This window comes from Yersinia sp. 2553 StPb PI, from assembly GCF_052217105.1.
Lineage (GTDB): Bacteria > Pseudomonadota > Gammaproteobacteria > Enterobacterales > Enterobacteriaceae > Yersinia > Yersinia enterocolitica_E.
The window spans coordinates 3,776,841-3,790,581 of sequence record NZ_JAZGPX010000002.1; the positions used below are offsets into that span (position 1 = coordinate 3,776,841).

Genomic DNA, 13,741 nt, shown 5'->3' on the forward strand with positions numbered 1-13,741 from the left:
CTCTCCGTTACACCTTTTCCACGTTGACCAGAAACGCCTTGAACTCTGGCGTTTGCGTATTGGCATCACCGACAAACGGTGTCAGGGTATTGGCCAGGAAGCCTTTTTTCGCCACCCCTTCGTATCCCCAGTGGATCGGGATACCAATAGTGTCAACTTCCTGCCCATGAACATTCAGCGTACGAATACGTTTGGTCACCACCGCCTTGGCTTTGATATAGCCACGGTTGGAACTGACTTTCACGGTATCGCCCTGCTTAATGCCCTTTTTCGCTGCCAGTTTTTCGCCAATTTCCACAAACTGTTCTGGCTGTGCGATAGCATTGAGCAGCACATGCTTAGTCCAGTAGTGGAAATGCTCGGTCAGACGATAAGTGGTACCGACATACGGGAACTGCTCATGAGAACCCATTGCGGCCAAATCGTCTTTAAACACGCGCGCGGCCGGGTTGGATATCACATTCGGGTGCAGCGGGTTGGTGCCCAACGGCGTTTCAAATGGCTCATAATGTTCCGGGAACGGTCCTTCTGCCATTTTGTCGATGGCAAACAGGCGGCCCATGCCCTCTGGCTGCATGATAAACGGCCCGACATCGCTACCCGGTGCCGCGGCACTGTAATCTGGGATATCAACGCCACCCCATTTGGTGCCATCCCACTCCAGCAACTGGCGTTTCGGATCCCACGGTTTACCTTGTGGGTCAGCAGAGGCACGGTTGTATAGAATGCGGCGGTTAAGCGGCCATGCCCACGCCCAGCCCAGTGTATTGCCAAGGCCGGATGGGTCAGCGTTATCACGGCGTGCCATCTGGTTACCGGCCGGTGTCCAACTACCGGCAAAGATCCAGCATCCACTGGCGGTAGTACCATCATCACGCAGATGAGCGAAGGTACTGAGCTGCTCGCCTTTTTTGACCAGCACTTTGCCGTCAGCATCGGTGATATCAGCCAGTGCTTTACCATTGCTTTCCTGTGCCACTTCTTCTGGCTCTGGATTGTCTGGCGTCAGATAATCCCAGGTCATATTGAGCACCTGTTCTGGCACTGCACCACCGTCCCGATGGTACATGTCACGCAGACGACTAAAGATACCTGCCAAAATGGCACCATCGTTCAATGCTTCGCCCGGTGAATCAGCACCTTTCCAGTGCCATTGCAGCCAGCGGCTGGAGTTAACAATTGAACCGTTTTCTTCAGCAAAACAACTGGATGGCAAGCGGAACACCTCGGTTTGAATTTTCGATGGACTGACATCGTTAAATTCACCGTGGTTTTGCCAGAAATTCGCGGTTTCAGTATTGAGCGGGTCAATAGTTACCAGGAATTTCAGTTTCGACAGTGATGCTACTACTTTGTTTTTGTTCGGGAACGACGCGACCGGGTTAAAGCCCTGGCAAATATAGCCATTCACTTTACCCTGCGACATCATCTCGAAATATTGTAATACGTCATAGCCTTTATCCCACTTCGGCAACCAGTCGTAGCCCCAGCCGTTCTCTTTCTGGGCTTTATCACCGTAGAAACTTTTCATCAAACTGACGAAGAATTTCGGGTAATTGCTCCAGTAGTTAACCTGGCCCGGCAACAGGGTTTTCGGCGTGTTGGCCTTCAGATAAGTGTCAATATCCGGCTGTTTTTCTGACGGCAGATTCAGGTAGCCCGGCAAGCTTTGTGACAGCAAACCCAGGTCAGTTAAACCCTGAATATTAGAGTGACCGCGCAAGGCGTTAATACCGCCCCCCGCCATGCCCATATTGCCCAGTAACAACTGGATCATCGCCATGGTACGGATGTTCTGCGCGCCAACCGAGTGTTGTGTCCAGCCCAGCGCATACAGGAATGTGGCGGTTTTATTGGACACACTGGTTTCGGCGAGATATTCGCAAACCTGCAAGAAATCTTCTTTTGGCGTACCGCAAATATTGGAGACCACCTCTGGCGTGTAACGGCTGACGTGTTCTTTCAGCAAGTTCCACACACAGCGCGGGTCTTGCAGCGTGACATCGCGTTTGGCAAAGCCGTTTTCATCCAACTGGTAATTCCAGGTGGTTTTGTCGTATTTGCGATTTTCGGCGTCATAGCCACTGAACAGGCCGTCATCAAAGGTAAAGTCTTCCCGCACCAGCAAGCTGGCGTTGGTATAAGCTTCGACGTATTCGCGGTTAATTTTGTTGTTGGTCATCAGATACAACAACACGCCGGACAGGAACGCGATATCGCTACCGGAGCGGATTGGCGTATAGAAGTCCGCCACCGATGCAGTACGAGTAAAGCGTGGGTCTATCACCAGCAACTTAGCATTGTTGTGGATTTTGGCTTCCATCGCCCAGCGGAACCCCACCGGATGCGCTTCTGCCGCATTACCGCCCATGACGATAATTAAGTCTGCGTTCTTGATGTCAACCCAGTGGTTGGTCATCGCACCGCGACCAAATGTTGGAGCAAGACTTGCTACCGTTGGTCCGTGTCAGACACGTGCTTGGTTGTCTACGGCAAGCATGCCGAGAGCGCGACTAAATTTCTGGGTCAGATAACCCGTTTCGTTACTGGATGCCGAGGCACACAGCATACCGGTACTCAGCCAACGGTTGACGGTAACACCGGCGTCGTTGGTCTTAATGAAGTTAGCGTCCCGGTCTTCTTTCATCAGCTTGGCAATGCGGTCAAATGCATCATTCCAAGTGATTCGCTGCCATTTATCTGAACCCGGAGCACGGTATTCAGGATATTTCAGGCGGCTTTCGCTATGGATAAAATCCACCAGCCCTGCACCTTTCGGGCACAGCGCGCCACGGTTTACCGGATGGTCCGGGTCCCCTTCGATATGGAAAATACTCTCTTTGGCGTTTTTTGCGCCGTCACCGAGGCTATACATCAAAAGCCCGCAACCAACGGAGCAATATGTACAGGTATTCCGCGTCTCACGGGCGCGCAGCAATTTGTAATTGCGCGTTTCCGCCAGCGCCACTGACGGCGTAAAGCCGAGTGCCGCGACCGTGGTTCCTGCCATACCGCCAGCGCAGATCTTAAAGAACTGCCTTCTGCTGACCTGCATGGGTCTCTCCTTCGTTCATTGTCACATTATTTCAGTTCACACTTCCCTCAACGAAACCGGAAGCGCTAAAATCGCTTACGCGATATCACCTTTATCGGTGTGGGATACATTCTTCTGGAAATAGAATTATACCCATACCATTCTTAATGTGAATGTTACCACATTGTGATTATGGGTTATAACTTTCAGGGCCGCATAGTGAGCCAGATCAAACCTTCAACAATTGACCTCTCCACCGGAATCTGCGGTGCAAAACAACTTAACGTGCTACAGCGCCATCAAATGGCCGAGCCGCAATTGGATTGGCTGGCGGAGGAAGTGCCGGTAGCGCTGGTCTACAACGGCATTTCCCATGTGGTGATGATGGCAACCCCGAAAGATCTGGCAGCATTCGCGCTAGGTTTTTCGTTGTCAGAAGGCATTATTAGCGCCCCACAAGATATCTACGCCATTGATGTGACACCAGGCTGTAATGGCATAGAAGTTAACATTGAGTTATCCAGCCGTCGCTTTTCCGGTTTAAAAGAGCGCCGCCGGGCTATGGCCGGCCGCACCGGATGTGGGGTCTGTGGTATTGAACAGCTTGATGATATTTTTCGCCCCATCACCCCTCTGCCTTTCACTCAGACCTTTAATTTGAATCAACTCGATAACGCACTGGCACAACTCAAGCAGGTACAAACTGTGGGTCAGTTGACGGGTTGCACTCATGCTGCGGCCTGGATTAATCCGAAAGGTGAATTGTTGGGTGGTTGTGAAGATGTGGGCCGCCATGTCGCACTGGATAAGCTGCTGGGGATTCGGGCCAAACAGCCGTGGCAGCAAGGTGCTGTGCTGGTTTCCAGCCGTGCTAGCTATGAGATGGTGCAGAAAACCGCAATGTGCGGTGCAGAGATTTTATTTGCTGTTTCTGCTGCAACAACCTTAGCGGTTGAAGTTGCCGAGCGCTGTAATCTGACGCTGGTTGGCTTCAGTAAACCCGGTAGAGCAACGGTTTACACCCATCCGCAGCGGATTAGCGAATAGAAAGACCATACAATTAGTACGGCATTGATAATCATTTTCAATATCATTTAATTAACTATAATGATCCGAATGCTTACGCGGCGCTTACTTTTTTTGCGCCGCCCTACACTACGGAGACGATGATTATGAGTTACTCACTGCCATCCCTGCCTTATGCTTATGACGCCCTGGAACCCCACTTCGATAAGCAGACGATGGAAATCCATCACACCAAACATCACCAGACCTATGTTAACAATGCAAACACGGTGTTGGAGAGCTTCCCTGAGCTGGCTAAATTCAGCGTTGAAGACCTGATCAAAGATCTGGACAAAGTTCCTACTGAAAAACGCACTTTTATGCGTAACAACGCCGGCGGCCACGCTAACCACAGCCTGTTCTGGAAAGGGCTGAAACTGGACACAACCCTGAAGGGTGATCTGAAAGCCGCTATTGAGCGCGATTTCGGCAGCGTAGATAGCTTCAAAGAGAAATTTGAAGCTGCTGCGGCAACCCGTTTCGGTTCTGGCTGGGCTTGGCTGGTTCTGAAAGACGACGGCAAGCTGGCGGTTGTATCTACTGCTAACCAAGATAGCCCACTGATGGGCGAAGCAGTTTCTGGCGCATCAGGCTTCCCAATTATTGGCCTGGATGTGTGGGAACACGCTTACTATCTGAAATTCCAAAACCGCCGCCCAGACTACATCAAAGCATTCTGGAACGTGGTTAACTGGGACGAAGCAGCAGCGCGTTTCACTCAAGCCAAATAAGCCGCATAAACCGTATGTTGCATATCCAAAGAACGTGGAGTTGCAGCTAACAACCCTGTAGCTTCAAGTCCGAAGGATACATGCCAGCAAGGTCATCTTGCTGGCATTTTTATTGCTAAAGTTTAGCCAATTTCTGCCGATAGATTGTCCAAGAAGGGCGTTGGTATTCATGGATATAAAGCTCATGAACTATACCCTAAATAATTCGAGTTGCAGGAAGGCAGCCAACGCACATGCAACTTGAAGTATGACGGGTATATCGTTTGGGATAAGTACTCTTGCCAAGGCTACCCCACATACCACCAACTCCCCAAAATCTTCTAATAACTAGACCTCCCCAAACTCACCTACGCTGATTGATTTGCATCAGAGACACCGCATAACGGAGAAGAACATGGCAGTATTTAGCAACGTTTTTGGCAGCTTTGAAAATATGAAAGTCGGTAAAAAGCTGGGATTAAGCTTTTTCCTGATGTTGTTGCTGGTCGGGATCATCGCCGGTACCACCGCTTATCATTTCTCCGTGATTGAAGATCATGCTTATAAAGTTGACCTGAGTTACAAAGTTAACGATGAATCCAATCAGGCAAAATATAATCGCGCATTATATGAACGTACCTACTCTCTGCAATACATCAAAGAAAATTCTCAACATATCAATAATATAAAAAATCTTCTGACCCAGAGCGAAAGTCTTAGTTGGTCGGCAGATAACCGCAAAACCATTAGCAGTATTTCCGATGTGGTAGAGGAGTATCTGCAGCAGCAGAGTAACTTCGTCAATGCCGTAGCCCATAAAGATGATGTGCGCAAAAGCTGGAATATTTCTGAAACCCAGAAGAACCTCAACGAGCTGCAACAAAGCCTACTTAATGAAGGGGCAGATACCAATACCCAAATCCTGCTAGCAGAGATGAACCAGAAGTTGATGACCGTACGCTACAACGCACGCGGCTTATTGCTGGATCGCAACCAGGATGCAGAGTCCTCGCTGATTACCTCAATCAATATCGCTAATAGTGCCGGAAATGCTTTTATGCCGGTGCTATCGGCCGAACAGCAAAAGCTGCTGGCTCCGGTTATCTCCAGCCTGAGTACCTATAAAGATAACGTACTGGCCTATTTACCGGCTTATCAGCAAGAGCTGGAGACCGGTAAAGTGATGGAGTCGAATGCCAACGAATTGAATAAACTGGCCACCCATCTGTTCACCCAAGAGCTGCAAGGGACCCACGCAGAAATCAATAATGCGCAATTGCAGTTAACTATTGCTGCCATTGCCGCACTGCTGTTTGGTCTATTGATTTCATGGCGCATGACCCGCCAGATCACGGTACCACTGCGCACCACACTGGCGATGGCAGAGCGCATTGCTACCGGTGATTTAACTGCGGCGACAACATCAAACCGTACCGATGAGTTGGGCCTGTTGATGAATGCCGTCGCCCGGATGAATGAAAACCTGCGCGCCATGATTGATGAGATCCGCATTGGTGTCAGTCAGGTGTCTCATGCCTCCGGCGAAATTGCTGCCGGTAATACCGATTTATCTTCCCGCACCGAACAGCAGGCTGCGGCTGTAGAGGAAACCGCTGCCAGCATGGAGCAGTTGAATGCCACGGTTAAGCAGAATGCCGATAATGCCCACCATGCTAATCAACTGGCAACCGAGGCATCACAAACCGCACAACAGGGCGGTAAGCTGGTTAACGATGTGGTGCGCACCATGAACGATATCTCCGGTAGCTCCAAACGTATCTCTGAGATTACTTCAGTCATTAACAGTATTGCTTTCCAGACCAATATCTTGGCCTTGAATGCTGCGGTTGAAGCCGCCCGCGCCGGCGAGCAAGGCCGTGGTTTTGCCGTTGTCGCCAGCGAAGTTCGCAATTTGGCACAACGCAGTGCACAAGCGGCGAAAGAAATTGAAGGCTTGATTGGCGAGTCAGTGACTCAGGTAAATGCCGGAACCACGTTGGTGCAAAATGCCGGGCAAACGATGGAGAATATTGTCCGCTCAGTGACCCATGTGCGCGATATTATGGCGGAAATTGCCTCAGCATCCGATGAGCAGAGCCGTGGTATCACGCAGGTTAGCCAGGCTATCTCTGAAATGGACAGCACCACTCAGCAGAATGCGGCCCTGGTGGAAGAGTCTGCCGCCGCCGCCGACTCACTGGCTGAACAAGCCATTTTACTGGCACAGGCCGTCGCCGTGTTCCGCCTATCCGATGCAGAGGCAGAATCGGCACAGAAAAACGTCGGTGCATCCGTGGCACCTAAAAGTACCCCAACACCTCGCTCTGGCACAGAAAGCAGTCGCACCACTCAGCACGATAATTGGGAAACCTTCTGATTATCCGCTAAACCGCGTTACCCGGCAGGAGTAGCCAATGCGGTTACTCCTGCCTATCTCGTCGTTTCGCTCAATCCTATCGATAACCTCTTTTACCTTGGAACCCTGCGGTCAGGCAGGGTATTCTGATTCTCCCTTCCCAACGCAGACAAGGAGAGCAGATGAAGTATCCTCAGGTTTATATCGGTAAAATCGAGCCTTATAACGGCAGTTCCCCGAGCGCGATTGGTAAACGTCAGGTTCAGGGTGGCATCATGCTCACGACGCTGGGATTGGAAGGGGATGAACAAGCCGAGACCCGCTTTCACGGTGGGCCGGACCGCGCCTTATGCCATTATCCACGAGAACACTACTCCCACTGGATAGAGCGATTCCCTGCACAGGAAGATATTTTCGCAGCACCAGCCTATGGCGAAAATATCTCAACCCTCGGCATGACGGAACAAAATGTCTATATGGGGGATATCTACCGCTGGGGAGGGGCAATCATTCAGGTGACTCAACCGCGTTCACCTTGTTACAAGCTCAACTTCCATTTCGCTATCGAGGAGATGTCGGCACTGATGCAGCAGACCGGTTATTGCGGCTGGCTGTATCGCGTAATTTCCACCGGTATTGTTAGTGAGGGCCATGCATTAGAGCTGTTGGCGCGCACCAGTGATATCTCGGTGGCAGAAGCGATTGCCATCGCCTGGCATATGCCTTTCGATAAAGAACAGTATCACCGCTTGCTGGCTGTATCAGGATTATCCACCAGTTGGAGTAAAACTATGCTAACGCGTCTTTCGCAAGGAAAGATCGAGGATTTCAATCGGCGGTTATTAGGTTCTTGATGTATTAATTATCAAATAATACAACACACGATCTTGCCAAGGACGGCAAGTTATATGAAAGAGCAGTAATTAAATAGGTAATTTTAATCACCACCTTGAATATATGATTGGGTTGTATTTGTAAATTTTATTAGAAATGATGATTATTTACTCCAATCCTCAATTCGCAGCTTTTTAACTCTTTCAAACTCTCTAATGTTATTAGTCACTAATATTGCTCCAGCCGAAATTGCGTGTCCGGCTATTGCTGCATCATTTCCGCCAATTGGCGTACCCTGCTTTGCCAGCTCAACTTTAATATTAGTGGTAGCATCTACAGCCGCTGCATCCCACGACAAGATAGCATCTAATCGTTTCACAAATTCATCTACTAAATAGTTATGTTTCGGTGATGCTTTCTTACCAATTGCACCAAACCGCATTTCTGAGTATGTAATGGCTGAAACGACTATTTTATTCTGATGCTCAATACACTGTTGTAATTTTATAATTAATTCAGCAGGGCGTTCCCGCATAATAAAAGAGCAAATATTCGTATCGAGCATATATATTCTTTTCATCATAATTCGAAGCGTCCCTCTTCGATAACGTCTTGTCTTTCCGTAAGAAAATCGTTATCCGCTTTATCTTCATCCATGAATGATACCCATGTAGGGCGGATAGGTCTTAAAATGATATTATCGCCATCTTTGAGTATTTCCAGTTCGGTGACACCCGCAAAGTCCATATCTTTTGGTAAACGTATTGCCCGATTTTGGCCATTTTTGAAAATAGAGACTGTTCTCATATTTTTACTCCTGATAATCGTGTCACTAAAGACACTAGCATATGCTTAGCATATGTCAAGAGAGATGAAAACCCACAACAAACCGGGTAGCGGCCATGCCACACACCCGGTTATTTCGAAAGTCGCAATTAGAACGCTTTTTTCGCGTAGCCGGTCACTTCTTTCAAGCCCATCTCACGGCCTAATGCCGTCATTGGGTGTACCACCACAATACCGCGTACCGCTTTCTTCAGCGTGCCCATATCCGCCTGCTCTTTTTTAGTAATAGCACGGCTGAACGGCAGTTGAGCTAGCTTTTGTGCTTCAGCACTCAGGTTTTTAACCCGCACTTCTTTCAGGCGCTGAATTTCAGCCGCCAGTTTCTCTTTTTCTTTCATATGCTGCGCGATCAAATCCATATTACCCTGTTGGATCACGGTAGGGTCTTTGTGGTTCAACGCATCCAGCATATCGCTTAGACGTTTGATTTCTGCATGTTCTTTCATAGTATTGGCCCGTACATGCCACTGATGGGCACGATATTTCGCTAAAGTTGGGGATAGGATAGCACTGATTGTGCATCAAGATAGAGAGTGTATCAGGATGCGTGCTTTTCAGCAGCAGCCTCCTGTATTGGTTGCCACTGCATGCCGGCCGGTAGGCTGCTAATTTCACAAGCAACCTCCCCGAGCCTGACCAAAGCTTGGGTATAGTGGTGGTTGAACGGATAACAGCACGAGAGGCGAAAAGCATTACGATAGCGGCCACTCGGCGAGTAAAGCGTACCGGGGGTCAGGCATATCTGTTCTTGTAGCAATTGATGAAATAGCGCCACGGTATCGACACAGGCAGGGAACTCGACCCAGAAAACAAAACCCCCTGCTGGTTGGGTCACTTTGGTCCCACGAGGGAAGTACTGTGCAATGAGTTGCTGCGCCTGTTGTACTTGTTGCGCATAACGGCGCCGTAGCCCGCGCAGGTGGTGGTCGTAACCGCCAGACTCCAGAAACAGTGCCAGTGTTTCTGATAATAACGCCGGTTCCGCCATCGACGACACCGCTTTGAGCTTATGTAATGCCTCAGCGAAGCGGCCACCATCAATCCAGCCGATACGGAAGTCTGGGGCCAGTGTTTTGGTGAAGCTGGAACAGAACAGCACCCAACCGTCGCGGTCAAAGGCTTTTACCGCTGGGGACAAAGTAGAACCGAATTGTATTTCTGCATATAAGCCATCTTCTATCAGCGGCACCTGATGATCGTTCATCAACTGTGCCAGGCGCTTTTTCGCCGCCAGTGGCATCGTAAAACCTAACGGATTCTGCACCGTTGGCATAGCGATCAATGCATTCAACCGCCCCTCCTGAAGCAGTAACTCCAACACATCCAACGATAAACCTTGCTGTGGATCGGTTGGAATCTCCACGGCTTTCAGGCCAAGGCTGGCAAGTAATGGCATCAGATAGAAATAGGTTGGCGATTCCAGCCCGACACAATCACCCGGTTTGGTGGTGACCCGCAACGCTAACTGCAACGCCTCCATACAACCATGCGTAATAGTGATATCTGCCGGATTAGCCAGCATCCCTAGGGTCATGGCGCGGCGGGCGATTTGCTGACGCAGGCGCTGGCATCCTGGTGGCAACGCGTACTGACTGATTAACTGCGGCTCACGACGCAATAGTGATGCCATGATGCGGCCCAACTTGGCGCTGGGGTAAAAATCCGCCGTTTGTGGACAGGCGAGCGAGATATTGGTAAAGCGAGGGTTTTGTTGTGCGGCAAATACCGTATCAATTAAATCCAGCACCTCATTTACCGGTTTGCCGACTGTCGCTGTTGGCACCACCGCCGTTGACGGACTACAAACATAAAACCCTGACTGCGGACGCGCTTCAATCAAGCCTCGATCCTCCAGCGTACGGTAAGCTGCCACCACCGTATTGATACTCACCTGATGGTTTTTGGCGTAACCGCGCACTGATGGCAGGCGGCTACCCGCCAGCAAACTGCCTTTCTTAATGGCCTGCGCCAGATTGTCAGCCACTTGCAAGTAGCGAATTTCATTCATAACAACGGGCATGGTGACAGTTCTCCGCAGGTTCAATGGGTACAGTTAAATCTTATACAAACTGTACCCACAACAATAGATAACTTCTGCTTCTGACGCCATAGCGGATTGCTGTTTATGCTGAATCTCTCGATAACATCAATAATATAATACCCACAGTAATTGGAGTTGCAGGTAGGCAACAAGCTTACTCACCCGTGCAGCTTCAAGTACGAAAGGGGAGGATATCCCATGCTAGACAGTGCTTTCATCAGTTACGTTACCGTTATGTCGATCACTCCAGGCCCAAATAACCTGTTATTAGCTGCATCTGGTGTCAATTTTGGCTTACGTCGTACCTTCCCAATGATGTTGGGGATTACCTTTGGCTGCGCGTTGCAATGCGCATTAATGACCACATTGTTGGCATTAATTCTCAGTTGGCTGGGGGTAATTCGCTTGCCACTGGTGACGCTGGGATGTGCATATTTATTCTGGTTATCGTGGAAAATTTTTAATTCCGGTAGCCCGAAGTCAAGAGATGGCCAGCAACCAATGGGGTTTATCCAGGGGGCTTTATTCCAGGCCATTAATCCAAAGGCTTGGCTGATGGCTATGAATGTCGCCATCTTATTTACACCACGTGAAGGTGCTACGCTGAGCCATACCCTACTGATTGTTAGTGGTTTTGCTCTGTTAAATCTGCCTTGTGTGGCCGTTTGGGCGGTGATGGGGGATCAGTTACGCCATGCGTTACGGGTTAACTGGAAACTACGATTATTCAATGGAGTGATGGGGGGCTTGATGGCAATAACAGCATTGTGGCTGTTAGTTGACGAATGGCTCAGTGTGTTGCCGTAACTCAGGCATGGCCGAGTGGTGACAGCTTGGAAACCTGTTTTAAGCTGATGCGGGAGAGCAATTCTGTAATCGAGAGCACCATGGTGGAACGCACCATTTGCTGATAACGCTGGCGTTGCATGGCAATCAGCGACGCGTCTGCTTCATCCGGGCGCAGGAAAGTGGGCACTGGCGGCAATTCAGCCACACAATGTAATTCACCAAATGGCCCGAGGATTTCGTCATCAGTAAAGCGATACTCGGTGCCATCATGGTTTAACTCCTCACGAAGCGCCATCAATAGCTCAGCATCTTCGTATTCATGACGGGTGATCACACCCAAGGCATAAACCAACTTTAGTCGCACAGATAGCTCACCAAGCGGCCCATCGCCAACCAGCAATGGCTCCACGGCATATTTCACCGCATAGTCATCTTTACGAAAAACCTGCACCACGAGAATATTCAGCGCTTCTGCCAATAATTCGACAGCAGCCATCAGGAAACTCCGAACGGTCTTGCCTGCGTTCAGATGCTCAAGTACCCGATTCTCAAATGCCTGTGTTTTTTCAATCATCGCTTGTCACTGAGGTGGTTTCAGAATATCGGGCTACGAAAAGATAAATACCGCGCAATCTGACACGGTATTTATCCCCGTCATACTTCAAGCCGCATGTGCGTTGGCTACGTTCAATAACCCGAATCACTTGACTGCGTAAGCTCATCGGGATTAATGAGCCTCATCCTGGAGGCTCACCCTACGGGCTAGCATAAATGCTGTACAAATCGGTTCCCGACCGATTTGTATCTCGCTTGTCGCCTTCCCGCAACTCGAATTATTTAGGGTATATCACCTAACGCAAACTCATTTTGTTCATCACAAAATTAGTGCGTCAGCTTGTCCTGCATGGCGTTATACACACTCACCGCCTGTTCGACAACCTCGCCATCAGCGGGTAAGCCTGAAATTTGCGCCAAAGCAGCTTTCGGCCCCAATTTCGCCAGTAATTCAACCAACTCCTGAGCTTGTGAGTCTTGCTCACTGCGATAACTCATGGCCGCCGCAATACCGGTTACCAGATTGGTGTGTGGCAGTTGATACTCAAGTGTACCCAATAGCGGTTTGATCAATCGATCACCGGCACTCAGTTTACGCAGTGGCTGACGGCCAACACGTTCAACATCGTCATGCAGGTAAGGGTTCTCAAAACGGGAGATGATTTTATTGATATAAGCGGCATGTTTTTGTGGATCAAAAGCATAGCGTTTAATCAGCACTGCACCGCTCTCTTCCATCGCGCCTTTCACTGTCTGGCGTACTGCTGGGTCCAGAATGGCATCACGGATGGTTTGATGGCCGGCCAGTTGCCCCAGATAGGCCGTTATCGCATGACCGGTGTTCAGGGTGAAGAGTTTACGCTCCACAAACGCCATTAGGTTGTCGGTCAACTCCATACCTGCAATTTCCGGTGGCGGCCCTTTGAACTGGGTACCATCAACAATCCACTCACTGAAGGTCTCTACCGTCACTGCCAGAATATCTGTACTGCCCGCTTCTGATGGCGGCACAATACGGTCTACCGCGGAATCTACGAAACCGACATGTTGCTCAACCCACGCTTGTTCACTTTCCGGTAACGCAGCGAAGACATGCTGTTTTAACTGGCTGGTACCGCGCACCATATTCTCACAGGCGATAATATTCAGCGGACGAGTATTACCTTGTTGATGACGAGCGACTAAGCCTTGTGCCACGGTGCCGGCAATACGTGCCAGAATCTGCGGTCCAACAGCGGTGGTGACAATATCGGCATCAGCAATCAGCGCCACCACGTCTGGGCTACTACTGTTTACTGCACTCACGTTTTTGACTTCTTCAACCCGCGCCTGCTCACCAACCACATTGACCTGATAACTTTTACGTTTATTCAGTTCGTCCAGCAGCGGCTGGTTAACATCTGCGAAGGTCAGTTGCGCACCGGCATCAGCAAGAAGTTTACCAATGAAGCCCCGGCCAATGTTACCTGCGCCAAAATGTAATGCTTTCATATTCGTTACCTTTTGCTGTA

12 protein-coding genes are annotated in these 13,741 nt (G+C 49.7%); 5 read left to right on the forward strand and 7 right to left on the reverse strand.

Features of this window, described 5'->3' with window-relative positions; translation table 11 throughout:
• Nucleotides 1-7 precede the first annotated feature (7 nt).
• Nucleotides 8-3,055, reverse strand: a complete 3,048-nt coding sequence (gene fdnG / locus V2A84_RS18780; protein WP_102970500.1) for a formate dehydrogenase-N subunit alpha — start codon at nucleotides 3,053-3,055, stop codon at nucleotides 8-10.
• A 171-nt stretch (nucleotides 3,056-3,226) separates the two neighbouring features.
• Between fdnG and fdhD the strand changes: the two genes are divergently transcribed.
• From fdhD to yiiM, 4 genes are all read left to right on the forward strand, one after another.
• Nucleotides 3,227-4,081 carry a formate dehydrogenase accessory sulfurtransferase FdhD gene (gene fdhD / locus V2A84_RS18785; RefSeq protein WP_442849013.1) on the forward strand — a complete coding sequence of 285 codons (855 nt, stop codon included), beginning with the start codon at nucleotides 3,227-3,229 and terminating at the stop codon, nucleotides 4,079-4,081.
• A 125-nt stretch (nucleotides 4,082-4,206) separates the two neighbouring features.
• The gene (gene sodA, locus V2A84_RS18790) at nucleotides 4,207-4,830 is read left to right on the forward strand and encodes a superoxide dismutase [Mn] (RefSeq protein ID WP_442849014.1); all 624 of its coding nucleotides are present in this window, start codon (nucleotides 4,207-4,209) and stop codon (nucleotides 4,828-4,830) included.
• Between the two features lie 394 nt (nucleotides 4,831-5,224).
• Nucleotides 5,225-7,186, forward strand: coding sequence for a methyl-accepting chemotaxis protein (locus tag V2A84_RS18795; RefSeq protein ID WP_442849015.1), 1,962 nt, complete (start codon nucleotides 5,225-5,227; stop codon nucleotides 7,184-7,186).
• 161 nt (nucleotides 7,187-7,347) lie between these two features.
• Nucleotides 7,348-8,019 (forward strand): 6-hydroxyaminopurine reductase, encoded by a 672-nt coding sequence (gene yiiM, locus V2A84_RS18800; RefSeq protein ID WP_083161469.1) that lies wholly within the window; start codon nucleotides 7,348-7,350, stop codon nucleotides 8,017-8,019.
• 143 nt (nucleotides 8,020-8,162) lie between these two features.
• Here yiiM and V2A84_RS18805 read toward each other — a convergent pair whose 3' ends face one another.
• The 4 genes from V2A84_RS18805 to V2A84_RS18820 all read right to left on the reverse strand — a co-directional run bounded on the left by V2A84_RS18805 (nucleotide 8,163) and on the right by V2A84_RS18820 (nucleotide 10,865).
• Complete coding sequence (locus V2A84_RS18805) at nucleotides 8,163-8,582, reverse strand: type II toxin-antitoxin system VapC family toxin (protein WP_050086921.1); 420 nt, start codon at nucleotides 8,580-8,582, stop codon at nucleotides 8,163-8,165.
• The gene (vapB, locus tag V2A84_RS18810; RefSeq protein ID WP_050086923.1) at nucleotides 8,579-8,806 is read right to left on the reverse strand and encodes a type II toxin-antitoxin system VapB family antitoxin; all 228 of its coding nucleotides are present in this window, start codon (nucleotides 8,804-8,806) and stop codon (nucleotides 8,579-8,581) included. The genes V2A84_RS18805 and vapB overlap by 4 nt, the downstream gene beginning before the upstream one ends.
• A 128-nt stretch (nucleotides 8,807-8,934) precedes the next feature.
• Nucleotides 8,935-9,291 (reverse strand): YibL family ribosome-associated protein, encoded by a 357-nt coding sequence (locus V2A84_RS18815; protein WP_075337794.1) that lies wholly within the window; start codon nucleotides 9,289-9,291, stop codon nucleotides 8,935-8,937.
• Between the two features lie 92 nt (nucleotides 9,292-9,383).
• On the reverse strand, nucleotides 9,384-10,865 hold the full coding sequence (locus tag V2A84_RS18820; protein WP_372568441.1) for an aminotransferase-like domain-containing protein: 1,482 nt from the start codon (nucleotides 10,863-10,865) through the stop codon (nucleotides 9,384-9,386).
• Between the two features lie 219 nt (nucleotides 10,866-11,084).
• Here V2A84_RS18820 and V2A84_RS18825 point away from each other — a divergent pair, with 219 nt between their 5' ends.
• Nucleotides 11,085-11,693 carry a LysE family translocator gene (locus tag V2A84_RS18825; protein WP_083161473.1) on the forward strand — a complete coding sequence of 203 codons (609 nt, stop codon included), beginning with the start codon at nucleotides 11,085-11,087 and terminating at the stop codon, nucleotides 11,691-11,693.
• Nucleotide 11,694: 1 nt separating this feature from the next.
• Here V2A84_RS18825 and V2A84_RS18830 read toward each other — a convergent pair whose 3' ends face one another.
• Nucleotides 11,695-12,249 carry an MltR family transcriptional regulator gene (locus V2A84_RS18830; protein ID WP_005186837.1) on the reverse strand — a complete coding sequence of 185 codons (555 nt, stop codon included), beginning with the start codon at nucleotides 12,247-12,249 and terminating at the stop codon, nucleotides 11,695-11,697.
• A gap of 308 nt (nucleotides 12,250-12,557) precedes the next feature.
• Nucleotides 12,558-13,721 (reverse strand): mannitol-1-phosphate 5-dehydrogenase, encoded by a 1,164-nt coding sequence (locus tag V2A84_RS18835; RefSeq protein ID WP_083161475.1) that lies wholly within the window; start codon nucleotides 13,719-13,721, stop codon nucleotides 12,558-12,560.
• Between the last annotated feature and the right edge of the window lie 20 nt (nucleotides 13,722-13,741).

Excerpts from the sequence above, each read along its gene's own strand:
- fdhD (WP_442849013.1), top strand. The coding sequence starts at position 3,227 with ATGGGTTATAACTTTCAGGGCCGCATAGTGAGCCAGATCAAACCTTCA.
- sodA (WP_442849014.1), top strand. The coding sequence starts at position 4,207 with ATGAGTTACTCACTGCCATCCCTGCCTTATGCTTATGACGCCCTGGAA.
- V2A84_RS18795 (WP_442849015.1), top strand. The coding sequence starts at position 5,225 with ATGGCAGTATTTAGCAACGTTTTTGGCAGCTTTGAAAATATGAAAGTC.
- yiiM (WP_083161469.1), top strand. The coding sequence starts at position 7,348 with ATGAAGTATCCTCAGGTTTATATCGGTAAAATCGAGCCTTATAACGGC.
- V2A84_RS18805 (WP_050086921.1), bottom strand. The coding sequence starts at position 8,582 with ATGATGAAAAGAATATATATGCTCGATACGAATATTTGCTCTTTTATT.
- vapB (WP_050086923.1), bottom strand. The coding sequence starts at position 8,806 with ATGAGAACAGTCTCTATTTTCAAAAATGGCCAAAATCGGGCAATACGT.
- V2A84_RS18815 (WP_075337794.1), bottom strand. The coding sequence starts at position 9,291 with ATGAAAGAACATGCAGAAATCAAACGTCTAAGCGATATGCTGGATGCG.
- V2A84_RS18820 (WP_372568441.1), bottom strand. The coding sequence starts at position 10,865 with ATGCCCGTTGTTATGAATGAAATTCGCTACTTGCAAGTGGCTGACAAT.
- V2A84_RS18825 (WP_083161473.1), top strand. The coding sequence starts at position 11,085 with ATGCTAGACAGTGCTTTCATCAGTTACGTTACCGTTATGTCGATCACT.
- V2A84_RS18830 (WP_005186837.1), bottom strand. The coding sequence starts at position 12,249 with ATGATTGAAAAAACACAGGCATTTGAGAATCGGGTACTTGAGCATCTG.
- V2A84_RS18835 (WP_083161475.1), bottom strand. The coding sequence starts at position 13,721 with ATGAAAGCATTACATTTTGGCGCAGGTAACATTGGCCGGGGCTTCATT.